The sequence below is a fragment of the Photobacterium andalusiense genome, from assembly GCF_900185625.1.
Taxonomy (GTDB): Bacteria; Pseudomonadota; Gammaproteobacteria; order Enterobacterales; family Vibrionaceae; genus Photobacterium; species Photobacterium aquimaris.
Genome location: NZ_FYAJ01000002.1, coordinates 635,666 through 661,539 on the forward strand (window position 1 = coordinate 635,666; position 25,874 = coordinate 661,539).

The window sequence follows — 25,874 nt, forward strand, 5'->3', positions numbered from 1 at the left end:
GTTAGCTTATTCGTCGCTAGTATTGCTGCGTTTATCGCCAGCTTAATAACCATCATTGTTACTCGGCTAGTACGTTAATCACCATCCCCGCACACAATATGCATATTGCTTAGTAATTATTTCCTCTAAATATACAACTATCACTAAAACGACAATTGCTTAAAAATGCAAATTAAACTATCAGAATTTAACAGCTAAATTCGCTTCCCAAAAGTAAAATCGATCATTACTATAAAATCGATTTTTACGGACAGACAGTTTAAATATCGATATTTTTAATATTTATAGAGTATCGTTTTTTAAGTCTTTACTGCTTAACTGATAGATTTTGAGGTCTACAATGGCAAGCTCCAATTCTTCACCCGCTAAAATTGGCGTATTTAGTTTCGTCATGATTACCGCTGCGGTTGTTATGAGTGTTCGTACACTCCCTATGACAGCGCAGCCAGGAATGATGACGATATTCTTAACGTTAGCTGCAGCAATTTGTTTTATGATTCCAACGGCACTTGTTTCAGCAGAGCTAGCAACAGCTTGGCCTGAAGATGGTGGTATCTTTATCTGGGTTCGTGAAGCATTTGGCGAACGCATGGGTTTCGTGGCTGTATGGATGCAATGGATTCAAATGGTATTCGGCATGACATCTATTTTGATGATTGTCGGTGCTATTTTCGCTTACGCTTTTGATCCAGCATTAGCACAAAACAAGATGTACATTCTTGCCGTAATCTTAGTGGTTTATTGGGCATGTACGCTAGGTAATATGCGTGGTGTTAAAACACTGGGTTGGGTATCTACTCTTTGTGTAATCTTGGGTGTATTTTTACCATTCTTTGTACTTGTAGCATGTGCGATTGCCTACCTTGTTGGTGGTCACCCTATTGTTACTGACCTTTCATTAACTACAGCTAACCTTATTCCTGATTTTTCAGACAAAGGTACTTGGGCACTGTTTATCGGCTTCGTATTCGTAGTAATGGGTATGGAAGTATCAGCATCTAACGTATCTCACGTTAAAAATGCTGAGCGTAACTACCCTATCGCAGTGTTCTTAGTTGCATTATTTGTGGTTATTGTGTCTGTTGTGGGTTCATTTGCAATCTTCATTGGTATTCCAACTAAACACATTTCAATGACAGCTGGTCTTATTCAAGCATTCCAAACATACTTCAAGATGTGGGGTTTAGGCTGGTTAACACCTATCATGGCAATTTGTATGGCGATTGGTCTTGCTGGTCAAGTTAACTCTTGGGTTTTAGGTCCAGTACGTGGTCTACAAGCAACAGCGAACGCTGGCGCACTACCTAAGGTTCTTCAAAAAACCAACAAGCAAGGCGTGCCAGTTAACCTTATTTACCTTCAAGCTATCCTAATCTCAATTGTGGGTGTGCTTATCTGTGTAATGCCTAACGTAGACTCATTCTACTTTATGCTTCTAGGCTTAACATCTTTAGTGTACATCGTTGCTTACTTATTGATGTTCTCTGCAGCTATTTACCTTCGTTACAAACGTCCTGATATCAAGCGTAGCTTTACTGTTCCTGGTGGCAACATCGGTATGTGGATCTGCTCTGGCTTAGGTATCGCAACATGTCTACTAGCGGGTTACTTTGGTTTTCAAGCACCATCAAGCTACGTCGGCACTGCAAGCAGTTACTTTAACTTCCAGTTCTTTGGCTTAGTTATCATGGTGATTATTCCAATTATTGTATACGCATGGGGTAAACGCTCAAACAAAGCAGAATTAGCTAAAGTTGCAGCGAAAACACATTAATAGTCAATAACCTCCTTAACGTTTATCAACGCTATCGCAGGTAACAGAGAGAAAGCCATTAAATAAAATTAATGATTTATCAATAATGGCTTTCCTCTCTTATAACAATCGATTTAGCGGTCTCAGACCAAAAATTATTAAATAACTACTAAAAACAATATATTCATTACGACTTACAAACCGTCTTTTGAATTGCGTTTATTAATAAGTAAATAGGTTTTATTATGAGCGACAAAATGAACGTAGATGCCCTATTCTTAGGTCCAAAATCAGAAAACCAAGTATTCTTCAAAGAAATGATGGATTACGCAATCAGTGAACATATGCACTGGCGTTCTGATTTCCACCCTGAAGATGCGCCATTAATGACGCCTGTTACTCAACATCAACCTGATTTCCGCGATACGCTTTACCGTACTGAAGGTATTTTGCAAGATCTATCAGCACGCCTTAAAACAAAGTCAGTGCCATGGTTCTCTCCTCGTTACCTTGGCCACATGAATGCTGATACATTAATGGTGTCAAACCTTGCATACGTGATGACCATGCTTTACAACCCAAATAACTGTGCGCACGAAGCTTCTCCTGTGACGACAGAACTTGAGTTGGCTGCAGGTCATGACCTATGCCGCATGTTTGGCTACGATGTAAACAAATCATGGGCACATATCACTTCAGGCGGTACTGTTGCGAACTACGAAGGTGTTTGGGTTGCACGTAACCTTAAAACAATGCCACTAGCAATTGCTGCTTGTGAGAAATCAAAAGATCTTGTTGAAGGTATGACTGAACATCAGCTACTGAATATGAAATCTAAAGAGATTCTTGATTTAACAGATGAATTGAAAAAACGCGGTATTTTTGAAGAAGTACGTGCATTAACTGCACGTGGTGTCGGGGTTGATGCTGGTAAACTAGGTAAATTCTTAGTGCCTCGTTCTAAGCACTATTCATGGATGAAAGCAATGGACGTACTTGGCCTAGGTCAAGAGCACATTGTTCCACTAGACGTTGACGGAAATTACCGTACTGACGTTGAAAAAATGCGCGAAGTAACGTTCAAACTAATGGAAGAAGGCACACCAATTCTTGGTATGGTATCTGTAGTAGGTACCACTGAAGAAGGTTCTATTGATGCTGTTCATGAAGTGATCAAACTTCGTCAAGAGTGTGAAGAGAAATACGGCGCATCTTTCTATGTTCACGTTGATGCAGCATACGGTGGTTACGTACGTTCAATGTTCCTTGATGATGATAACCAATTCATGGAATACGATGCACTGATCGAGCGTTATCGTAACGATGATGTGATCCCTGAAGGTGTTGTATGGCCAAAACGTGCAGTATACGATGCGTTTGCAGCAATGTCTGAAGCAGATTCAATTACTGTCGATCCACATAAAGTTGGTTTCATTCAATATGCAGCAGGTGCTGTTGCAATGAAAGACAAGCGTATTGTAGATTTAATTTCTTACCACGCAGCTTATGTATTTGAAGAAGCGGGTGATGATAATGAAGAAGATAAGCAAGTAGTACTTGGTTCTTCTATCATGGAAGGTTCAAAAGCCGGTGCAACAGCTGCCGCAGTATGGGCCGCTCACCGTCTAGTACCACTAAACATCAGTGGTTATGGTCATGTTATTGGCCGTGGTATTGTAACTGCTGATTGGTTTGCGAAAAAACTAGCAACTGCTGAACCATTTGTTGTTGATGGTCGTCGTTTTGAGGTTCGTCCTCTTATGCACCCAGACTTCCATATGGTTGACTTTACTTTCAAAGAAATCGGTAACGATAGCTTAGAGGCACATAACAAACTAAACCAACGCATTTACGAACTATGCTCTTACGCAACAGGTCGTACTTATACTAAAGACTTCCTAACCTCTTCTACTTCTCTATCAGAAGAAGAATACGGTCAAACTCCACGTCTCTATGCAGAAAGCCGTGGCTTTAGTGACAATGAGTGGAACACTGTTGGTTCTGTATATATTCTTCGTTCAGCGGTAATGACTCACTTCCTACGTGATGAAATTCGCTTTAATAATTACTGGAATAACCTTCGTGATGTATTCACAAGTCTTCTAAGTGAAATTATTGATGAAGAAAATAAACAAAAATTAGCACATACCGCTGCTTAATAAGGAATACAGCGCCAGTCTATATGACTGGCGTTTTTTTATAACAATGAAACCAATTTATATTTTAATTAATTATCGTCGATTATTTATTATCGACGGTTAAGTTCTTATTGCCTAATACCTTGGTAACTATTAGGTACTATTCACAGGACAATCGTCATGAATGTAAAGTCTATTGGCGCGACGCTGCTTATTTCAGGAACCATGTTAGGTGCTGGAATGCTTGCTTTACCCTTAATTTCCGCAGGGTTAGGCATTTATAACACTATTTTATTATTAACCGTTTTATGGGCAATAATGACCTATACCGGATTAATGCTATTAGAAGTTTGTCTTAATTACCCTGAAGGTACAGGCCTTGAAGCCATTGCTTATGATTTATTTGGCAAGCCTGGTAAGTGGGTAATTAATATATCACTACTGTTATTACTATATGCATTATCGTGTGCTTATATAGCAGGTGCTTCTTCTATATATAAAAATGATTTCACCGATTATTTTCATATATCGGTATCATCACATACCATTGCAATCATATTCACAATAATCATTGCTACCATTGTATTTATCAGCACCAAAGCGGTTGATATTGCCAATCGAGTATTATTTACCAGTAATATCGTTATTTTCTTTATTCTTGTTACTACGATTATCCCCTACCTTCATGGTCATTTTTTAGTCAACGATCATGATTCAGCAAAATATGCCTTTGCTGCGATCCCTGTCTTTATTACTGCATTTGGTTTTCATGGCAGTGTTCCAAGTATGGTTAAATATATTGGCCGTGATAAACCTAAAACACTGCGTAATATTTTTGTAGCTGGCGGTTTACTTCCCCTCGTTGTTTATATTATTTGGGAAATTAGCATGTTGGGCTCGTTACCTCGATTTGGTAACCATAGTTTTCAATATGTTGCACAACACGGCTCAAGTGTTGGCGTTATGCTTCAACAAATGCAGATATTTATTCAAAATAACAACATTATTTACTTAATTGGTGCTTTCTCATCCATCGCGATGTTCACTTCCTATCTATGTGTTTCATTAGGCTTATTTGATTCATTGGCAAGCACCTTTAAACGTGGTAATAATACCATAGACAGATTAATGACTGCTGTACTGTGCTACTTGCCACCTTTGGTTTTCACGCTTGTGTATCCTAATGGCTTTGTTCCAGCTTTAGGTGCCGCAGCAATTTTCTTAACAATCCTAGCAATTCTGTTTCCTGTGCTTGCCCTTAGAAAACTTCGTGGTAAACAACATCAAATTGAATATAATGTAGCGACAAATAATATAGCGTTATTTGTTGTAGGATTTATTGGTCTACAAGTCATAATAAACCAGATACTGACATTGAATAATGCCGTACCTATTTTTAAATAAACGTAAATAAAATGATTATTGGAGAACACATGAATCATTTGAATTTAATTCAGGAGCTTAAAGATCGCGGTCTGATCGCTCAAATTACGGATGAAGAAGCTTTAAGCGAACGTTTAGCGAAGGGTCCGATTACATTATATTGCGGCTTTGATCCAACGGCAGATAGTTTACACCTAGGTCATCTGGTACCTCTACTTTGCCTTAAGCGCTTCCAAGAAGCGGGTCATAATCCAGTAGCCTTGGTTGGCGGCGCTACCGGTATGATTGGTGATCCAAGCTTTAAAGCGACTGAGCGTTCACTTAACACTTTAGATATTGTTGCAGACTGGGTTACTAAAATCCAACGTCAAGTTTCTCCTTTCCTTGATTTTGACAATGCAACAAACCCTGCTCGCATGGTAAACAACCATGACTGGTTTGGTAATATGGATGTCCTAACATTCTTACGTGATATTGGTAAGCACTTTTCTGTAAACCAAATGATCAGCAAAGAATCTGTTAAGCAACGTATTAATCGTGACGAAGTAGGTATCTCTTTTACTGAGTTCGCTTACAGCTTGCTACAGTCTTATGACTTTGCAAGCATGAACAAAGACATGGGTATGGAACTGCAAATCGGTGGTTCTGACCAGTGGGGTAACATCACTGCGGGTATCGATCTAACTCGTCGTATGAACCAACAGCAAGTATTCGGTATGACTGTACCGCTAATTACTAAGTCTGATGGTACTAAGTTTGGTAAAACTGAAGGCGGCGCTGTTTGGTTAGATCCAAGCAAAACTAGCCCATATAAGTTCTACCAATTCTGGATGAACACCGCAGATGCTGACGTATACCGTTTCCTACGTTTCTTTACTTTCCTTTCTGAAGAAGAAATTCAACAGATCGAAGAAGATGATCGTAACAGCGGCAAAGCACCTCAGGCACAACGTATTCTTGCAGAAAAAGCAACGGCACTAGTACACGGTGAAGAGCAATTAGCAGCAGCGCAGAACATTACTCGTTGCCTATTTGAAAATGACCTTGAGCACTTATCAGAATCTGATTTTGCGCAACTAGCACAAGATGGCATGCCAACAGCACAAGCATCTGGTGAAGACGATCTTCAACAAGTACTTGTTAACGCTGAACTTGCAACATCTCGTAGCCAAGCGAAAACTCACATTTCGTCAAATGCAATCATGGTTAACGGCGAAAAAGTAAGTGATGCTTACTACGCTTTCCAAGATGCTGACAAACTGTTTGGTCGTTACACACTTATCCGTCGTGGTAAGAAAAACTACAGCCTTATCGTTTGGGGTTAATCCTTAACGGATAATTGTTATCTTGATTATAGATAACACTAAAAACCACCGTTACTAATTATAGCGGTGGTTTTTTATTACTAATAACAAGCATCTCGCATCTCAATTCTTTCCCATAAACACGATACCGCTAACACAATTTGATATTTTTATTAATAAATTGCCACTTAATTTGATTTAACCCCAACCCCTACTCTTCCGTTTGCGTTTACAGTCATAGCATTCCATACCAATGTGAAGCTAAATTATGTCAACTATTAATCAACAACGTCTTATTAACCACTTTATTGAACTGATCAAAATCAACAGTGAGTCACGCAATGAAAAAGCCATTGCTGAAACCCTTGCAGAACAATTAGGTGAATTAGGGTTTACTGTTCATCGTTTACCTGTGCCAGAAGCAGTATCTAACGGCTTTAATATTTATGCGCGTTTAGACGGTAACATCAATGACACTATTGCTATTAGTTGTCATATGGACACCGTCAATCCAGGTAATGATATCGAGCCTATTATTGAGAATGGCGTGATCCGCTCTAAAGGCGACACCATTTTAGGGGGCGATGATAAATCTGGCATTGCTGCAATTATGGAAGCAGTACGTTGTATTCAAGCAGATAACCGTGATCACAAAACAATTGAATTAGCGTTCACGGTTCATGAAGAAGGTGGTTTACAAGGCTCTAAACTATTTGATATGAGCTACATTACCGCAGAAAAAGCAATTGTGTTAGATTCAGGCGGCGCAATTGGTGCGATTGTGACAACAGCCCCTGGTCAACAAAGCTTAAAAGTAACAATTACAGGTAAACCTGCCCATGCTGGTTTGGCACCTGAAGAAGGCATTAACGCGTTAACTGTTGCTGCTGATGCAATCACCAATATGCGTCTATCACGTATCGACGAAGAAACCACGGCTAACATTGGCGTTGTTCAAGGCGGACAAGTGACTAATATTGTAATGCCTTCACTATATCTTGCAGCAGAAGCACGTTCTTTAAATGATGCCAAACTGGAACGCCAGACTGCACATATGATTGAAACTTTTGAGCAAGCAGCAGCGAAACACGGTGCTCAAATCAATATCGAATCAAGCCGTTCTTACAATGCTTATCATATTGATGATAATGATCTGCATGTGCAAAGTATCATGGCTGCATTTACCGCCAATGGCTTAACACCATTTACAAAATCAACCGGTGGCGGCAGTGACGCGAATGTGTTTAATGGTAATGGCTTAAAAACAGTCAATCTATCGACAGGGATGAGTAAAGTTCATACAACTGAAGAATTTATTACTATTGATGACATGACAAAAATCACTGAATTTTTATATACATTCCTATGTAAAAATGACTAACAAAAAATACAAAATTAACAATAAAAACAAATAATTTACAGCGACTTACCCATAGAACTTTACCATAAAAACAAGTAAGTCGCAGTATCGACAATAAACACCCACCAAATCACACAATCTATCAATAATATTAACATTTATCATTCGGTTTTGAAAATTTTGTCACTACCATGACATTCTAAAAAGGTATATAGTATACCTGTATAAAAATACAAGCAGGATGCTTAAACACATACTACGACTATTCTATATCCAATCACCTTATCTTAGATATAGAGTGCAACATCCTAAATAAAGAAGATTTAACGATGGATATTCAACATCTAACACCAAATGAAAAAGATCTGTTTATTAAAACATTAGCTGAGTGTTATCGACGTCTAAAAGCGGCAAAAATAGAAGCAAAAGAACTCACAAAAGATGGATTTCAATTAATGTTTCGATCAGTTTATAAAGATATAAATAATATGACTTAATTATTTTTTATAGTTAAGTACTGAGGCGTACAATTAGACGCCTCAATAAAGACTATGAGTTATAACAAAACCGATTACCTACAGCCATTTATCCACGGTAATAACGTTGAGCAACAAAAGGCATTTTAGTAACTGTCATTGGCAATCGCTTACCACGTACTTCTGCAAATAATACCGTATCAATATCACTGTACACTGGCGCAACATAAGCCATAGCAACAGGAATCGAAACTGAAGGGCCAAAACTACCGCTGGTAACCACGCCAACATGATTGCCATTCGTGTCAAATAATAGGCTACCTTCTCGAACTGGCGCTTTTGTCTGACCAATTAATCCAACACGTTTACGGCTCACGGCTTTAGTGGCTATTTGCGTTAAAATAACATCAGCCCCGATAAAACCACCACTTCGTTCGCCATCAGTGCGACGAACTTTGCTGATCCCCCATAATAAGCTTGCTTCAATAGGTGTAGTTGTCGAATCAAGATCATGACCATATAAGCATAATCCACATTCTAAACGTAGTGAATCACGCGCACCCAAACCAATCCATTCAACATTATCATTTTCAAGTAAAGCGATAGCCAGTGCTTGTGCATGTGAATTCGCCACTGAGATTTCAAAGCCATCTTCACCGCTATAGCCTGAACGACTGACGTAGCACTCTTGCCCTAGCAGATCAATACGCATTGCGTCCATAAATACCATGTCACGTACTTGAGGATTAAGTTGTGCTAACACTTCGACAGCTTTAGGACCTTGTAATGCTAATAATGCGCGATCGGTGATAACCTCAAGTTCTACACCTGCTTGCAAATAGGTTTGTAAATGCGCGATATCCTGTGCTTTACATGCTGCATTAACGACAATAAACAGATAATCGCCAAAATTAGTCACCATCAAATCATCTTCAATCCCCCCCGCTTCATTGGTAAAAAATGCATAGCGCTGTTTGCCTTCAGGTAAATCAATAATATCCACAGGAACTAACATTTCGAGCATTTTAGCTGCATTTTCGCCCCGTAAACGTAGCTGTCCCATGTGTGATACATCAAACAACCCAGCCGCATCACGACAATGCAAATGCTCCTTTTTAACGCCTAAATTATACTGCACAGGCATTTCATAACCTGCAAAAGGCACCATTTTGGCCCCCATTCTGACATGTAGATCATATAACGGAGTCTGTAATAAAGATTGAGACATGGTGATTTACTCCCAATAGCTGCAGGCGATATCCAATGATTGTTCCACCCTATCAAAAGCATCACAGGAACGGAAAAGCCAATACTTGATATCTTGATCGCATCCGCAATATTGTTAAATAGCTATGACAACCAGCAAACGGTTACGTAGAATTTGAATTAATAAATTAACATTCGCATCTTAACCGTAAATACTAACAATATTAATCAACATTATTACTCATACAATCTTCCTTACAGGAGTATAAGCATGGAAACAACATTAAAATTTACAACCAGCCATGAGTGGGTACGTGATAACGGTGACGGTACTATCACTATGGGTATTTCAGAACATGCACAACAATTGTTAGGTGATGTTGTTTTTGTTGATCTGCCAGATATTGGGGATGTCACCGATGCAGGAGAAACCTTTTCATTAGTCGAATCTGTTAAAGCAGCCTCTGATATTTATGCGCCCGTTAGTGGTCAAATTCTTGAAACTAATAGCGAACTTGAAGATAGCCCAGAGCTCATCAATGAGGAACCTTATCTCGGTGGTTGGATAGCTAAAATAAAATTAGACGATATGTCACAACTTACCGCACTAATGGATAGCGACACGTACCTTGCGTCTATCGCTGAAGTATAATGCCATCGCCAAGGAAACAATAATGACGTCTACTACATTACTTAGCATTCTTAGTGATGACTCTCGTTTTGCTCAACGACATAATGGGCCTAACCTGTCGCAGCAGCAACAGATGTTAGCGACAATTGGCGTATCAAGCATTGAGCAACTTATTCAGCAGACTCTGCCTGCGGCAATTGCATTACCTGAACCAATGGCATTACCAATACCACAAAGTGAAGCTAACATGTTGGCTTCACTTAAACAGATCGCATCTAAAAATATTATCAACAAAAGTTATATTGGTCAGGGCTATTACAATACTTATACCCCAAGTGTGATTTTACGTAATATTTTAGAAAATCCAGGGTGGTATACCGCTTATACGCCTTATCAGCCTGAAATATCACAAGGCCGTTTGGAGTCATTGCTTAATTTTCAGCAAGTAGTGATGGATATGACAGGCATGGATCTTGCGAATGCTTCTTTACTTGATGAAGCGACTGCAGCCGCTGAAGCAATGACACTGTGCCTTCGTGCTGGTAAAAGTCAAAGCACACAGTTTTTCATTGCTGCTAATGTTCATCCACAAACCATTGATGTGGTTAAAACTCGCGCCCAATTTATTGGCATTGACATCATTATCGGTGAGCCACAACAACTTCAAGACTACGATGTATTTGGGGCTTTATTACAATATCCAGCTACTAACGGTCAGGTTGATGATTTAACTGATATTATTGCTTCCGCACACAGTAAAAAGACCCTAGTCACTGTTGCCAGTGACTTGCTAGCCTTAACCTTATTGACACCACCGAGTGAAATGGGAGCCGATGTGGTGATAGGTAGTGCGCAACGATTTGGTGTGCCAATGGGCTTTGGTGGTCCTCATGCTGGCTTTATGGCAACTAAAGATCAATACAAACGCACTATGCCGGGACGTGTTATTGGCGTATCAAAAGATACCAAAGGCAACCGCGCACTGCGCATGGCAATGCAAACCCGTGAGCAACATATTCGCCGTGAAAAAGCGACGTCAAATATCTGTACCGCCCAAGCGTTACTTGCCAATATGGCGGCTTTTTATGCGTTGTATCATGGTCCTGAGGGGCTAAAAAAAATCGGCCGCCGTGTGCACCACTTTACTGCTATATTAGCTGCAAGTTTACAAGATAATGGCTTTATTATTGAAAATAGCAGCTTTTTTGACACTCTTACATTAGTTACCGCAGAACAAACAGATAGCCTGTATCAACAAGCATTAGATGCTGGCATCAACTTGCGCAAATATTCCAATAAACTGGGTATTAGCCTTGATGAAACCACCTCGATTGATGATATTCGTACTCTGTTCCATTTACTCACCAATCAAGCTCTTGATCTTACTTACTATACTGAAACTATTGCTACTGATGAGTTTGCTGCTATTCCTGAGCGTTGCCGTCGCCAAAGTAAATTTCTGACCCATTCGGTGTTTCATCGCTATCATAGCGAAACCAACATGATGCGTTACATGAAACAACTCGAAAACAAAGACTATTCACTCACCCATGGCATGATCCCGCTCGGCAGCTGCACCATGAAACTCAATGCAGCCACTGAAATGATCCCTGTCACTTGGCCTGAATTTAGTCAACTCCACCCATTTGCTCCACCAGCACAAACATTGGGTTATCAAGAGTTAGCACAAAAGCTATCGGCTAAGTTATGTACGATCACCGGTTATGACGCAGTCTCACTACAACCTAACTCTGGCGCACAAGGTGAATATGCAGGACTAATTGCGATTCAGCGCTATCATCAAGCCAATGGTGATCAACATCGTAATGTGTGTTTAATTCCAAGCTCAGCCCACGGTACCAACCCCGCTTCTGCGGCAATGGTATCAATGAAAGTGGTTGTGGTTACTTGTGATGACCAAGGCAATATTGATCTTAATGATTTACAAAATAAAATTGATCTACACCGCGATAATTTATCTTGCATCATGATCACCTACCCTTCAACCCATGGTGTGTATGAAGAAGGCGTACAGCAAGTATGTGAACGTGTCCACGCTGCAGGCGGGCAAGTGTACCTTGATGGCGCAAATATGAACGCACAGGTGGGATTAACCAGCCCTGGATTTATTGGCTCGGATGTTTCTCACTTAAACCTTCATAAAACCTTCTGTATTCCCCATGGTGGCGGTGGTCCGGGTGTTGGACCAATCGGGGTTAAATCGCATCTTAGTCCTTTTTTACCAGGCCATATTGATAATCAACACTTACAAGAAAATCAATATGCTGTATCAGCAGCAGCACTCGGATCAGCTTCAATTCTGCCAATTTCATATGCCTATATTTCAATGATGGGTGAAGCAGGACTAAAGCAAGCTACCGAGATCGCGATATTAAATGCGAACTACATAATGGAACGTTTACGGCCTCATTACCCTATTTTGTATCGCGGAACACAAGGTCACGTCGCTCACGAATGTATTATTGATATTCGTCCATTAAAGGCTGCATCTGGTATATCAGAAGAAGACATTGCCAAACGCTTAATGGACTATGGTTTCCATGCGCCTACAATGTCGTTCCCTGTCGCAGGTACATTAATGATTGAGCCTACAGAATCAGAAGATTTAACCGAATTAGATCGTTTTTGTGAAGCGATGATCACCATTCGCGAGGAAATTAATCAAGTACAAACTGGCGCATGGCCTTTAGATGATAATCCATTGGTTAATGCTCCTCACACTCAAGCTGATCTGCGTGACGCTGAATGGAGTCATTGTTATAGCCGTGAGGTTGCTTGCTTCCCATCACCACACACTCAAACCGCGAAATATTGGCCCAGTGTAAATCGTGTTGATAACGTATTTGGAGATCGAAATTTAGTTTGTTCATGTCCACCAATAGATAGTTATCTTGATGAGTAATATTTTTCTCAAGAACTAATTTATTCACATAATTAATAAGCGGATCTTTTAATCCGCTTTTTTATATTTTTAAGACACTGTTCTTATATTTAAGAACAGTCAAAAACCTATCACATTTTTATATAACCACAACATATAGTTAGCATTAAAATAAAAACCCACATTAAATAAACACCAACAACAAAAAATACCACCACAAAACATAACACCATGATTAACAATTAAAAAAATAAATAATAAACAGCAAAAAGCATTAATAGATTTTATTTATTAATAACCTACCCTGTAAATATAGTTGTTTTAAATAACTAAAAAAATCACATTTAAATTTAATCGACAATATAAATATACAAAGGAAATGTTATGAATAAATTTATTTTAGCTGCATTCATTACAACGGCATTGCTTGGCTGTAACTCTAATGATGGTGAAGATATTATTGTTGATAAAGTTGGATTAGATATTTCGGCTCTAACTGATCAACAAAAACAAGATTACGCTCAAATTTCTACAGACATCAATGCATTAGTTTTATATGTGGTAGGCACTTGTGTTGATAAACAAGAACAGATCAACGCTGATTTCACAACATTAAGATGTAATATTGCCGATCATCTTACCGATATTGCTAAAACTGAGTATTCAGCGATTACACTGGTTGATGGAAAACTTGATATTACTCGTGAAAATAACGCACGGTTTATTATCAAGACAGACGAAGATGTGAAGTTTAAAGCACTGACGATTAGCAGCGAGACTCTCAGTTATCGCTTAAGTAGCGATAATAGTATTACCGTTCAAATATCAGGTGACAACGAGCAAATACTCACCGCTAGTTTCCGTGGTTTTTATACGGACGGTAGTCTCTCTGATAATGGTTCTTGGACAACTGAATCGATCAAAGATCAATCTTTTATTTTCACTGATGATGAAAATACACGACTTATCGCACTCACTAACGGTCAAGCTAAACTGATAGGAAAAGACAAAAAAAGCTATAGTTGGTCAACAGATACAATGGGTAAAGTCGTTCTAAAATAATCGTCATGACATAGGAATAGCGTCAATATAGCGCTATTCCACTCCACAATGTAAAAAATAGTGCTTATAGCTAATAAATAACTATACAAACAAATCTTCCTGATCAAATATAAACCAATATGCATATGTTGTGAAAAGGATTTTTTGATGTATTCATTCTTAAACTCAACTCGTTCTCTTAAAGAGCGGTTGAATCTCTTTGTTGATTCAGTACAAAAATCATACCCCGATATTATAGGGATTGCTGTTACTCGAATTGATGATCACGATAATTTATACTCCGTTTATCGTAGTGCTGCTTATGGCGATAATTTTCCAACATTTATTGAATCAATCAGCCAATCACCACGCTTAAGTAAAATGCGCACATCATTAGAGCCAAGTATCATTGATAATATGCTTTCTCATCAATCATCAGTAAAGCGTATTCATTTACGATTATTACAAAGTAATTGTATTTCAAGCATGGCTTGCCCAATTTATACTAATGACACTTTTATTGGCATCCTGTTTATTAATGCTAGAGTCAAGGATTTTTTTAGTGAAAAAGTCGATTATTTTACAACTTTTTCTATTCTTATCACCTTGCTTATTACTGATGATTTTAATAATAAAAAAGCATTCCATTCTATAGTTAAAACAGTTTTATTGTTAAGTCATCATAAAGATCCAGAAACTCAAAACCATTTAAAAAGAGTGGCTGAATATAGTCGCCTAATAGGACTCTATTTAGCAAAAAGAAGAAAGTGTAATGGTGACTTTGTCGATTCGGTTTATCATTTTTCGGATATGCACGATATCGGTAAATCGCTCATTCCGGAAGATATTTTATACTCAACTGATATATATACCGCTGAACAACGAGCAATAATGAATCAACATCCAGAATTAGGCTGCCAGTTATTATCTAACATATTAACCACTTTTAAATACGATAATAACCAAGAACTGGATATTATTTTGAACATTATTCGTCATCACCATGAACGCTATGATGGTAAAGGGTATCCTAGTCAGCTCAAAGGTACTGATATTCCATTAGAAGCACGAATAGTAACGGTAGCGGATGTTATTGATGCATTGTTAAGTCACCGACCTTATAAACAACCGTGGTCAATCGACGATGTTGAACTGTATTTAATCAATGGTTCAGGAACTCTGTTTGATCCCTTATGCATTGATGCCATTTTACATTCACTTGATAAAATCACACTAATTCAAAGCCGCTATCCCGATATTATTGAAGAAGAGCTACCAGTGTAGCTCTTATATCAATTTATCAACAATAACTAGCAGATAGTACCACCCGTTAATTGAATATCTTGCTCATTATCAATCACGGCTTGAGCAGCCACTTTTAAACCTTCAGCAATCATCGCTAACGACATACTTGGTTGATTAGTGAGTGCAGCTTGCTCAGGTAATAGTGGAATATGGATAAAGCCATGCGCAATGCGAGTATCACGTAAATAATGCTGCACACCATAAAATAAGTGATTACAGACAAACGTACCCGCTGTATTAGAAACCTGACACGGAATACCTGCTTGCTGTAACGCTTGCGTCATCGCTTTAATAGGCAAGGTTGAGAAGTATCCATCAGGACCATCAACAACAATCGGTTGATCAATCGGTTGATTACCTTCGTTATCCGCAATACGAAAATCATCAATATTAATCGCCACACGCTCAGGTGTGATCGCCGCACGCCCACCTGCTTGACCTACAGTGATCACATAATCTGGCTGATGATATTTAATTGCCTCAATCACGGCATCGATTGCTTTAAAACGCGTAACAGGTACTTGGCAGATAACAATTTCACCGTTATTAAGAACAACGCCCTCAAGTAACTTAACTGCTTCTAATGCAGGATTAATTGCAGCACCACCAAAAGGTTCAAATCCAGTAATTAGTATTTTTTTCATGGTTATTCGTCCTTTAAAAAGCCAACGTGTACATTAAAACAATATTGAAAGCCAGCATCACTAAGCCCGGTAAAAACTGCGTCATAATTATATGGTTTTTATTTTTGAGTTCTAATAATGCAGCAGGAACAACATTGAAGTTAGCAGCCATAGGGGTCATCAATGTACCGCAATAACCCGATAGCATGCCTAATACACCAACGATTGCAGGGTTACCGCCTTGTTCAATGATCAATAATGGAATACCAATACCAGTTGTGATCACCGCAAATGCAGCAAATCCATTACCCATAACTACCGTAAATAACATCATCCCCACACAATAAGCCACAACATATGCTTGTAGATTATTATCTGGAACAATCATTTTAACCAGTTGTGAAACGGTATCACCAACTCCTGCTTGGCTAAATAAATAGCCCAATGCAGCTAAAAATTGTGACAATATTGCCGCCCAGCCAATACCATCAATTAAACGACGGCCCTCATTGATACTTTGTGTTGCTGATCCTTTAGTGATCACTAACGCGACACCAATTGCCAGCACTGAACTAATACCAAGCCCAGTAAGCGCACCTAAATCAGTACATTGACTAACTACAATGGTACCAATTGGAATCAGCACTGCTGGAATAAACAATTTATTTTTAAGCGTAATCGCACTTTTTGCTTTGGTGCTATCGTCAGTACAGTTATAAGTACCAACTCCCATAAAGCCACCAGTTGCGAGTAAGGTTAACGCTAGAACTAATAACCCTGTTACCCAATGAGGCATCAAAGGGCCACACATAAAAGTGATACCATAAATAAGCCAAAACGCACCAGTTCCCCACCGTTTAGCACTGTTCTTATCAGCAAAACTTTGTATCGCAAAAGCAATCAGTAATAAGCCTGTGGTTTGATAAACATACTCAAGCATTATTGTGCTCCTTTTGTGGCACTGATTGGGTGGCCAAATGACGCGCTAATCGCATATCTTCCAATTTGCAACACACAGCAAAGACGGCGAAAGAAGCAATCGCTGTTGGTAATGCCCACAAATACATTTGTTCAAGTTCAACCTTAATACCGTTATCTTCCATCACACCTTTGATCAGTAACAATCCACCAGCACCAATGAACAATAGCTGACTAAAGAAATTACCAAAGTTTTCACTCACGGCAGATAAACACCGAATTCGCTGACTTTGGTTATCGGTTAATTCACCTATTTGCTTTTCTGCTGCGGCTTCTGCCATTGGCGCAATTAGCGGACGAATCATTGATGGGTGTCCACCTAAATGTAACCCCATAGCATTGGTTAATTTACGTAGCGCAAGGTAGGTCAGTAATACACGACTTACTGAAGCACTTTTCATACTACCGATTAAGGTTTCAGCGCGTTGACGTAAGCCATAACGTTCTAAAATACCGATCATAGGTAATATAAGGATAAACAGTGACATGTAACGGTTTTTGGTAAATGACTCACCTAGAATAGATAAAATCTCAAATAATGGAATGTGAGCGACTAAACCCGTAACAACCCCTGCAGTTAAAATAACTAACAAGGTATTTAATTTAAATGCTAATCCTGCTGTGATGATCACTACACCAATTAATGGCCATAAATCTACCATGTATGTCTCCTATTATTTAAATAATATGCAATAAACAAATACGCATTAAGCGTGCAGCTATCGCTATTAACAATCGTGATATTTAACGGAGAGTACGAAAATAAATTTGTGGTTTCCAGTTAAACTTTGTGAACAACAACCAACAAAAATGACAAAAATAGACTAATAAACAATAATTTATAAAAAACCACCTATTAAAACCTTGTATTATTCTTACAACAAATAAATATTCTTAGTTATCATGCAAAATATAATACTACTCATGGTGATAACAAAAAGATTAAATTGATACATGGCGCATAATAATTGATATTTTATGCATATAACATCATTTTTTAGTGGGTTATATTTTGCAAAGTTCAATAGATCATCCCGTCACTACCAACACCAAAAAATCATGGCAAGTACCTGACACATTAATCATTATTTTGATAGTCGGAGTATTAGCAGCCCTACTGACTTACTTAATTCCTGCGGGCAGCTTCTCTCAACAAACCGTCAGTTTTATTGTTGATGGGGTTTAAAAAACGGACAGTGATCGATCCAACCTCATTTACTTATGCTACAGATGCTAGTGGCGATAAGATTTATAAAACTATCGGTTTATTTAGCGCCGGTGGCGGCGTAGGCTTAATGAACTTTATGTTTGAAGGCTTAGTATCAGGCAGTAACTTCAGGCTCTGGCTAAATAGCACTCACCATGCCATTACTGGCACCTTTAGGTGATATTGCTGGATTTAATTAACAACATGACACGATTAAAAACATCATCTTACCCATGCTAAACTAATCGTTAGCATGGGTTGTTTTTTATACTCCAGCCATTCCTCAGTGGAATTTAATTTCATCTTCCTTAGCACTGTTATGATTAATTTTATTCAAAAAACGACGTTCTAACATAAAATCGTCACAATTATAGATAATCATTTACCAACTATGATGAAATTTATGCTTTACTTGATTAATAATAATCACTTAAAAGCATAACAAAGGAATTTTATGGTGAAGTATCTAAAATCAATTAAATATTTGTTTATAGCATTATTGCTAACTCAATTAACAGGCTGTGGCATTAATACTATTCCCACTCTTGATGAACAAGTTAATGCTGACTGGGCACAAGTACAAAACAACTATCAACGCCGTGCAGATTTGATCCCTAATCTTGTCGCCACAGTGAAAGGTTATGCCGCACACGAAAAAGATACCTTAACTGCCGTTACTGAAGCGCGAGCAAAAGTGTCTTCAATGCAAGTGACGCCTGAAACATTAAACAATCCTGCCGCATTTAAGAAATTTGAAGCTGCTCAGGGCCAACTAAGCGGAGCATTGTCTCGTTTAATGGTTGTGTCTGAGCGTTATCCTGATCTTAAAGCTAACCAACAATTTATTGCGCTTCAAGCACAATTAGAAGGCACAGAAAATCGCATTGCAGTTGCTCGTCGTGATTATATTAATGCAGTAAAAGCCTTTAATACTGAGATTCGTACTTTCCCTGGTCGTTTATGGCATTGGGCAATGTATAGCGATCTGAAAATCAAACCAAATTTCACTGCGACCACTGCCAATGCTGATGTTGCACCTAAGGTTGAGTTTTAAATGAAAAAAGTCCTTTTAGTATGTGGACTTTTGTTGCTCGTCAGCCAAAATGTATTGGCTGCGATCACTTTTCCTGCTTTAACGGGAAGAGTGGTCGACGACGCCCATATGCTTAATCAAACACAAACACAACAACTCGATCAGATTCTGGCCGCAGAAGAAAAATCATCATCAAACCAAGTTGTCGTGGTGACAATCCCTTCAACCAACGGTATTCCTATTGCTGATTACGGCTACCAGTTAGGTCGAGCATGGGGAATTGGTCAGAAAAAACACGATAATGGTGTGCTATTAATTATCGCCAAAAACGACAAAAAAATGCGTATTGAAGTCGGTTATGGCTTAGAAGGTGCACTGCCTGATGCAATTGCGATAAATATTATTAACCATCAAATCAAACCTGCGTTCAAAGCGGGTAAATTTGCTACCGGTATTGATAATGGTGTCAACGCCATAATTGCTGCAATCCATGGTGAATATAAACCCGTCGCTACTGAAGATAAACCGCCATACGATTTCTATTTGTTCATATTGTTTGTAGTTATCATCCAAATTATTGCCTTTAGTCGTCGACGCCGTAATCGTTCAACCTATTATGGCCGTGATGGTGATGTTTTCACCAGTGGTGGTTTTGGTTCGTCAAACCGTGGTGGCTCTAGTGGCTTCGGTGGCGGTTTTGGCGGCAATGGTGGTAACAGCGGTGGTGGTTTTAGTGGTGGCGGCGGTGGCTTTGGCGGCGGCGGTGCATCAGGAGGATGGTAATGAAATTATTTACAAACGAGCAGCTAAAAACAATTAGTCAAACCATCAGTGATATGGAAAAAACGACCGATGCTGAGTTAATCACCGTAATGGCAACTAAAGCTGATGACTATTACTTTGTACCGACGCTGTGGGCAGCCATTATTGCGTTGTTTGTTCCGGCTCTGTTAACGATTACTCCGTTATGGTTAGAGTTAACAGATATTTTATGGGTACAATTAAGCACCTTTATTATTCTGACATTAATTTTTCGTCTTCCGATGATAAAATTCCGTTTATTACCTAAAGCTGTAAAACATCGTCGTGCAAGCCTTATTGCTCGCGAACAGTTTTTAGCCAACGGTGTTCATCGTACTAAACAACACTTAGGTGTAATGATCTTTGTTTGTGAAGCTGAGCATTATGTTGAAATTCTAACGGATTATGGTATTAGCGAACGAGTCAGCGATGAAGCATGGCAAAGTTTAGTTCGTGATTTTACCAAAGATGTTAAAGCAGACAGAACCTTTGAAGGCTTTATTCAATGCTTGCAACAATCGGGGAAGTTACTGACCAATGCCCTACCTTATACAGAAGAAAAAAATGAATTGCCTAATTGCTTAGTCGTGATTGATTAATCTATCTAATAATCTGTTATTAATACTCATTGTTGAAATAGCCGTTTGGTTATTTCAACAATTTATTTAACCCTATCAGTTACTCCCTCTCCAGCGAGATCTTTATCCATTGCATGATTCGTCAAAATGGTTATCTTGCTGCCATTGATCCCAACTATCAATCTTTAACCTTGTTTGAGTTCTTGCGACATTCACCGCTAATATTGCCGCAGTAAACACCCCAAAAAATATACTCGCATATAAATAATAAACAGAAAAATTTTCAAATCGCCATATAATCAGCCACATCATAAATCCCCATGACAAAGATCCAAATACTGATTGTAAAACAAATAACTTCAACGGCGACTCAAATAAACGAGGCTTAGGATTTGCTTGAAATAAAATTAAATATGCAGGGTAAGGCTTCGTTAAGTATCTATTAACACCTTTTTTCTCTAAATATAATTGTATAAAATCGGCTCGCTTCATTATCTCTCCCTATATTATAAATAGAACACTGATTTAATTTAAAGCTAAGTGACAATTATTAATCATTATTGTGATGATTAATAAAGACTAATAATTGTTCATATTTAAAATCGCGCGTTGCATCACATTAACTATGATTTCTTATACTGGACAGCCATATCTTTTTTGACCTTATTTTACCATTTATGCCAGACCGACTATTTTAGTATTTTAGGACAGCCAAATTTATTAGTTATTGTATATAGTTCCTAAGATATAAATCATTTCACCAGCAACAAACTCTTTTCCAATAAATATTACAGATTATAATTAGAATTATTGAGTAAATCGGTTCGATTCCCATATTTCAGGATCGTCAATACCCACAATTCTGACGATGATTGCAGTATTTTCATTCGATTATCAAAAGCTATGTCTAATTAGGATGCAGTTGATGACTTGCAGACTTTCCTTTACACCAGTGGCCACCAGCATGTTGTTTGAAAGCACACATTCGAGACCATTTACCGCTTACATTGGCGTAACGTTCCATAAATTGTTCACTATGCTCAAGCCAAGCATCTGACGTTATTCCCAATTGTTGTAAAATCTTGGGTTGATTCGATGTTATAAGCCCTTGTTTATCTTCGCGAATACATCGACCAGTCCAATCAATTAGTTCGAGATAATCAGCAAAAGCAAAGTTTATTCCGGCAGTTTTTGACTGATGTTCAGCCCCCACAAAGGGTAATAATTGGAAGCGCGCTTTATTTGATGGTGATAGTTTAGCGACACTTTTCGGTTGCTGATATTCACGAATGCGCTGCTGAATAGAAGTAAAATCTGATTGTTCTAGTGACGGTGTAACGCCTGCCCTGATCGGGTTTAAATCAACATACATCATGCACGATAGTAACGCTTGCTCATCCAGCAATGCTTGAGATTTAAATCGTCCTTCCCAAAACGCACCTTTGCATTTATCTTCTTTATTGGCTTTACGGGCAATTTCTTCATTAAGACAACGCATAAACCAGCTAATACTGCCTAATCGTTGCTGCCATTCAGCCACTAAATTTGATAACGCTTGTTGTTTTTCTGCACCGACTTGCCCTTCTTTTAAGAAATCGACTGCTATAGGATGACCATTAAATAACTGCAACCAACGTGATATTACCGCTTTCGGGGTTAGCTTCTGTTGCTGCTCAGTATCTATTTTTAGCACCAAATGATAATGGTTACTCATCACCGCATAAGCGCACACATCAATACAAAACACAGCGGCTAGTTGCTTGATTTTATTTACAATCCAACCTCGACGGTGGTGATAGTTTTTGCCGTTATATGGATCATCGCCACATAAATATGCCCGTCGTACACAGCGATTAATCACATGATAAAAAGGTGTAATTTGAGGCTCTATTAATTTACGTCTTGAGATTGTCATTGGTTTCACCATAAGCAACTTGAAGCTTAATTGTAGTAGCTCATGGCTAATGTGCAAGGATATGGCTGTCCTTAAAAAATCGTAAAAAGTTATGGCTGTCCTTAAATAAAAAATCACAACTCTCATTTATCAAAATCTTTCATACCAAACAGTAAAGCGTCATTTTTATAAGGCTCTTAATCTATAAAATTATAGTTATTATTAAATGTCTGTTGGATCTTATTTTGATAGCGTTGAGCTAACTCTATAATGTCATTAAATTGCAGTTCATCCTTAGCGGTATAGCTTACAGCTACAGACTCTAATGGCATTGAAATAGCTTTATAATACTGACTTTTATAAACAACGAATGTAGATAGCTGAATAGTTATATTGGTATTGAAATATGCGGTCGATAACTGCATTTTTTCACCATTATCAAGCTTACGATTACCTTTATTAACGTCATGTTTAAGCTCCATAGTGAGTTGCTTAACTATGGTTGTAAGTGGTGAAGTAACAGTTAATAATGTTGCTCCATCTGCTGTTATCGTCACAGTAGATAATAAATTCTGTGAGTAGACTTGCCCTAAATTCAGTGTATTACCATTAATATTTACCACATGTTGTGGGTACAGAGTTGTATAAAAATTTCTTGCACCGATAAGTCCAGCTAAAGCAAGCACACCTATCGCAATAATATTGCTTTTTTTCATTTTATGACAATCAGATAACTTATATTGTTTTTCATCATAAGTAATTAGTTAATAGTTTTTATGATAAAGATCACGTTAAATTTTGGTTTTTTATTCATTCTCACAGCATGAAAAAACAAACCTAAAAATTACCAGATAAAACATTAAAAATCAACAAGTTAACCAAGAGTCATCAATAATGAAAACATCAATTACCATCCTAGTATTTCCCATCAATAATCATCGCTTACTCGCATTACTATTGACCATTTTGTTTTGTCGAATCAAGGATTGAAAAAAAGCTTATTCGCCCCAAGATTATTATCATCAAAGCAAATAATATTGCTGTATCTATTGGCCTTACTGAGTAGATTTATTCTATTCAGTTGCCACAAAAGGACAACACTGTGAATAACACAACATCAGCGACATCTCATGATAACAACATCAATCGAGCCGTTATTGCACCGATTGCTAAAAAGATCCCCCATGAGATGAGCATTCATAACGATACCCGTATTGATGATTATTATTGGATGAGAGATGATAGCCGAACGGATCCTGAGATCATCGCGCATCTTAATGCTGAAAATAGCTATACCGACGCAGTGATGGCACACACCAAAGGGCTACAAAAAACATTATTTGATGAATTAAAAGGACGTATTGTTAAAGATGATAATACGGTTCCTGTAAAGCAAGGCAGTTATTATTATTCCAGCGAAGTATCAGGTGATAACGAGTACCCTATTTCTGTTCGTGCAACTGATTTTGCAGGCACGAATAAGCAAGTATTACTCGATCTTAATCAACTTGCATCTGAGCATGATTATTATGATGTCTCAAGTTTAAGCATTAGCCTTAATGAAAATTTATTGGCTTATGGAGAAGATACTATCAGCCGTCGTATATACACGATTAAGATTAAAGATCTTACAACAGGTCAATATCTTGCTGATGAAATCACCGGTACTAGTGGCTCTGTCGCTTGGCAAAACGATAACCAAGCGTTTTACTATATCCATAAAGATCCTCAAACCTTATTAGGCTATCAAGTTTATCGTCACCGCTTAGGTACACCACAAGCAGACGATCAGCTTATTTTTGAAGAAAGTGATCAGACTTTTTATACTTCAATCGGTAAAAGTAAAGATAACTCACTTATCTATATTTGGCATTCAAGCACCGAAACCAGTGCCGTCTCTGTTATTGATGCTAACGATGCCAATGCGCAAGCAATCTCGTTCTTAGATCGTGAAGTAGGTTTGGAATACAGTATTTCTAAGCTTGATAACTGGTTCTATATTTTAACCAACTATAAAGCGGTTAACTTTCGCTTAATGAAAGTCGCAACGGCCGATATTGGTAATAAAGATCATTGGCAAGACGTGATCCCTGCTCAAGAAGGAGCAATGCTGGAAGATTATGAGATCTTTAATGATTACTTGGTCTATCAGCAGCGTGAAAATGGCTTAACTCGCGTAACAGTGCGTGATCTTCACACTCAACAACAGCAACAATTACAGTTCAATGATGAAGCATTCACGCTTTATCTTTACGGTAATAAAGAGATCGATACTGACAAATTACGTCTGTATTACTCAAGTATGACTACCCCTGGTACTCACTATGATTTTAATTTAAATGATGGCAGTAAAGTTGTATTAAAACAAACACAAATTTTAGGCGATTTTGATGCGAGCAATTACCGCTCTGAACGCATCATGGTGCCTGCCCGTGATGGTAAATTGGTTCCAGTATCATTGGTTTATCGTAAAGATTGCTTTAAAAAGGACGGCACTAACCCGTTGTATCAATATGGTTATGGTTCATACGGTGCCATTATCGATCCAAGCTTTTCATCAACCCGTTTAAGCTTATTAGATCGCGGTTTTGTATATGCGATTGCTCATATTCGTGGCTCTGAAATGTTGGGACGTCCATGGTATGACGACGGTAAAAAACTCACTAAGCAAAATACCTTTAATGACTTTATTGATGTGACACGCTCGTTAGTCGAACAAGGTTATGGCGCGAAAGATAAGATCTTTGCTGTTGGAGGTTCTGCAGGCGGCCTATTAATGGGTGCAATTATCAACCAAGCACCTGAACTTTACTGTGGTGTCGCAGCTCACGTACCATTTGTTGATATTGTTACAACGATGCTGGATGAATCCATTCCGTTAACCACTAATGAGTATGACGAATGGGGAAATCCAAACAATAAAGAATATTACGATTATATGTTGAGCTATTCACCCTACGATAATATTGCAGCGCATGATTACCCTCACTTATTAGTGACTACAGGATTACATGACTCACAAGTGCAGTATTTTGAGCCAATGAAATGGGTTGCCAAACTGCGTGATGTTAAGACAAACGATAACCGTTTGTTGTTTAAAGTTGATATGGAAGCAGGCCACGGCGGCGCATCTGGTCGCTTTAAAGCACTTCATGAAGATGCTTTAGAATATGCGTTCTTTATTGACTTATTAACTGAACAGAAATAACGCTAACTACATACAAATAAGTTAACCAATGGCGACTTACTCAGTCGCCGTTA

21 protein-coding genes and 1 pseudogene are annotated in these 25,874 nt (G+C 38.3%); 15 read left to right on the forward strand and 7 right to left on the reverse strand.

All coding sequences use genetic code 11. The annotated features are described in order from the left end of the window. The first annotated feature begins 340 nt into the window (after positions 1–340). From PAND9192_RS08385 to PAND9192_RS20800, 6 genes are all read left to right on the forward strand, one after another. Positions 341–1,774 (forward strand): APC family permease, encoded by a 1,434-nt coding sequence (locus PAND9192_RS08385; RefSeq protein WP_087853384.1) that lies wholly within the window; start codon positions 341–343, stop codon positions 1,772–1,774. Positions 1,775–1,998: 224 nt separating this feature from the next. Continuing rightward, a complete protein-coding gene (locus PAND9192_RS08390) occupies positions 1,999–3,912 on the forward strand; it encodes a pyridoxal phosphate-dependent decarboxylase family protein (protein WP_087853385.1) in 1,914 nt (637 codons plus the stop codon). A gap of 159 nt (positions 3,913–4,071) precedes the next feature. Further along, a complete protein-coding gene (locus PAND9192_RS08395; RefSeq protein ID WP_087853386.1) occupies positions 4,072–5,295 on the forward strand; it encodes an aromatic amino acid transporter in 1,224 nt (407 codons plus the stop codon). 29 nt (positions 5,296–5,324) lie between these two features. Beyond that, on the forward strand, positions 5,325–6,599 hold the full coding sequence (gene tyrS, locus PAND9192_RS08400) for a tyrosine--tRNA ligase (protein WP_060998458.1): 1,275 nt from the start codon (positions 5,325–5,327) through the stop codon (positions 6,597–6,599). Positions 6,600–6,846: 247 nt separating this feature from the next. Then, the gene (locus PAND9192_RS08405; RefSeq protein ID WP_087853387.1) at positions 6,847–7,959 is read left to right on the forward strand and encodes a M20/M25/M40 family metallo-hydrolase; all 1,113 of its coding nucleotides are present in this window, start codon (positions 6,847–6,849) and stop codon (positions 7,957–7,959) included. 308 nt (positions 7,960–8,267) lie between these two features. After that, positions 8,268–8,435, forward strand: a complete 168-nt coding sequence (locus PAND9192_RS20800) for a hypothetical protein (RefSeq protein WP_200817796.1) — start codon at positions 8,268–8,270, stop codon at positions 8,433–8,435. Positions 8,436–8,523: 88 nt separating this feature from the next. Here the strand turns inward: PAND9192_RS20800 and gcvT are convergent, their stop codons facing one another. Continuing rightward, the gene (gene gcvT / locus PAND9192_RS08410; RefSeq protein ID WP_087853388.1) at positions 8,524–9,642 is read right to left on the reverse strand and encodes a glycine cleavage system aminomethyltransferase GcvT; all 1,119 of its coding nucleotides are present in this window, start codon (positions 9,640–9,642) and stop codon (positions 8,524–8,526) included. 249 nt (positions 9,643–9,891) lie between these two features. On the opposite strand from gcvT, the gene gcvH reads away from it, so the two are divergent. From gcvH to PAND9192_RS08430, 4 genes are all read left to right on the forward strand, one after another. Then, the gene (gene gcvH / locus PAND9192_RS08415) at positions 9,892–10,272 is read left to right on the forward strand and encodes a glycine cleavage system protein GcvH (protein WP_065166716.1); all 381 of its coding nucleotides are present in this window, start codon (positions 9,892–9,894) and stop codon (positions 10,270–10,272) included. A 22-nt stretch (positions 10,273–10,294) separates the two neighbouring features. Further along, positions 10,295–13,174, forward strand: coding sequence for an aminomethyl-transferring glycine dehydrogenase (gcvP, locus tag PAND9192_RS08420; RefSeq protein WP_087853389.1), 2,880 nt, complete (start codon positions 10,295–10,297; stop codon positions 13,172–13,174). A 363-nt stretch (positions 13,175–13,537) separates the two neighbouring features. Then, complete coding sequence (locus PAND9192_RS08425; RefSeq protein WP_087853390.1) at positions 13,538–14,215, forward strand: hypothetical protein; 678 nt, start codon at positions 13,538–13,540, stop codon at positions 14,213–14,215. Between the two features lie 147 nt (positions 14,216–14,362). Then, the gene (locus PAND9192_RS08430) at positions 14,363–15,478 is read left to right on the forward strand and encodes an HD domain-containing phosphohydrolase (protein WP_087853391.1); all 1,116 of its coding nucleotides are present in this window, start codon (positions 14,363–14,365) and stop codon (positions 15,476–15,478) included. Positions 15,479–15,504: 26 nt separating this feature from the next. On the opposite strand, the gene pcp is transcribed toward PAND9192_RS08430, so the two are convergent. The 3 genes from pcp to PAND9192_RS08445 are packed head-to-tail and all read right to left on the reverse strand — an operon-like array spanning position 15,505 to position 17,762. Next, positions 15,505–16,143, reverse strand: coding sequence for a pyroglutamyl-peptidase I (gene pcp / locus PAND9192_RS08435; protein ID WP_087853392.1), 639 nt, complete (start codon positions 16,141–16,143; stop codon positions 15,505–15,507). Between the two features lie 13 nt (positions 16,144–16,156). Beyond that, entirely contained in the window at positions 16,157–17,062 is a 906-nt protein-coding gene (locus tag PAND9192_RS08440) for a DUF979 domain-containing protein (protein ID WP_087853393.1), read from the reverse strand. Then, positions 17,055–17,762 carry a DUF969 domain-containing protein gene (locus PAND9192_RS08445; protein ID WP_087853394.1) on the reverse strand — a complete coding sequence of 236 codons (708 nt, stop codon included), beginning with the start codon at positions 17,760–17,762 and terminating at the stop codon, positions 17,055–17,057. The genes PAND9192_RS08440 and PAND9192_RS08445 overlap by 8 nt, the downstream gene beginning before the upstream one ends. 347 nt (positions 17,763–18,109) lie before the next feature. Here PAND9192_RS08445 and PAND9192_RS20880 point away from each other — a divergent pair. The 4 genes and pseudogenes from PAND9192_RS20880 to PAND9192_RS08465 all read left to right on the forward strand — a co-directional run. After that, a pseudogene (locus PAND9192_RS20880) lies at positions 18,110–18,437 on the forward strand (putative basic amino acid antiporter YfcC); the annotation flags it as partial. A gap of 324 nt (positions 18,438–18,761) precedes the next feature. Beyond that, on the forward strand, positions 18,762–19,361 hold the full coding sequence (locus tag PAND9192_RS08455) for a LemA family protein (RefSeq protein ID WP_087820399.1): 600 nt from the start codon (positions 18,762–18,764) through the stop codon (positions 19,359–19,361). Next, positions 19,362–20,123 carry a TPM domain-containing protein gene (locus tag PAND9192_RS08460; RefSeq protein ID WP_087853396.1) on the forward strand — a complete coding sequence of 254 codons (762 nt, stop codon included), beginning with the start codon at positions 19,362–19,364 and terminating at the stop codon, positions 20,121–20,123. Next, a complete protein-coding gene (locus PAND9192_RS08465) occupies positions 20,123–20,740 on the forward strand; it encodes a TPM domain-containing protein (protein ID WP_087853397.1) in 618 nt (205 codons plus the stop codon). The genes PAND9192_RS08460 and PAND9192_RS08465 overlap by 1 nt, the downstream gene beginning before the upstream one ends. A gap of 102 nt (positions 20,741–20,842) precedes the next feature. On the opposite strand, the gene PAND9192_RS08470 is transcribed toward PAND9192_RS08465, so the two are convergent. The 3 genes from PAND9192_RS08470 to PAND9192_RS08480 all read right to left on the reverse strand — a co-directional run bounded on the left by PAND9192_RS08470 (position 20,843) and on the right by PAND9192_RS08480 (position 23,329). Next, positions 20,843–21,211, reverse strand: coding sequence for a DUF6404 family protein (locus PAND9192_RS08470; protein WP_087853398.1), 369 nt, complete (start codon positions 21,209–21,211; stop codon positions 20,843–20,845). 415 nt (positions 21,212–21,626) lie between these two features. Beyond that, complete coding sequence (locus tag PAND9192_RS08475; protein ID WP_087853399.1) at positions 21,627–22,634, reverse strand: transposase; 1,008 nt, start codon at positions 22,632–22,634, stop codon at positions 21,627–21,629. A 176-nt stretch (positions 22,635–22,810) separates the two neighbouring features. Then, on the reverse strand, positions 22,811–23,329 hold the full coding sequence (locus PAND9192_RS08480) for a hypothetical protein (protein ID WP_087853400.1): 519 nt from the start codon (positions 23,327–23,329) through the stop codon (positions 22,811–22,813). 386 nt (positions 23,330–23,715) lie between these two features. Between PAND9192_RS08480 and PAND9192_RS08485 the strand changes: the two genes are divergently transcribed. After that, the gene (locus PAND9192_RS08485) at positions 23,716–25,821 is read left to right on the forward strand and encodes a S9 family peptidase (protein WP_234999028.1); all 2,106 of its coding nucleotides are present in this window, start codon (positions 23,716–23,718) and stop codon (positions 25,819–25,821) included. Positions 25,822–25,874 lie beyond the last annotated feature (53 nt).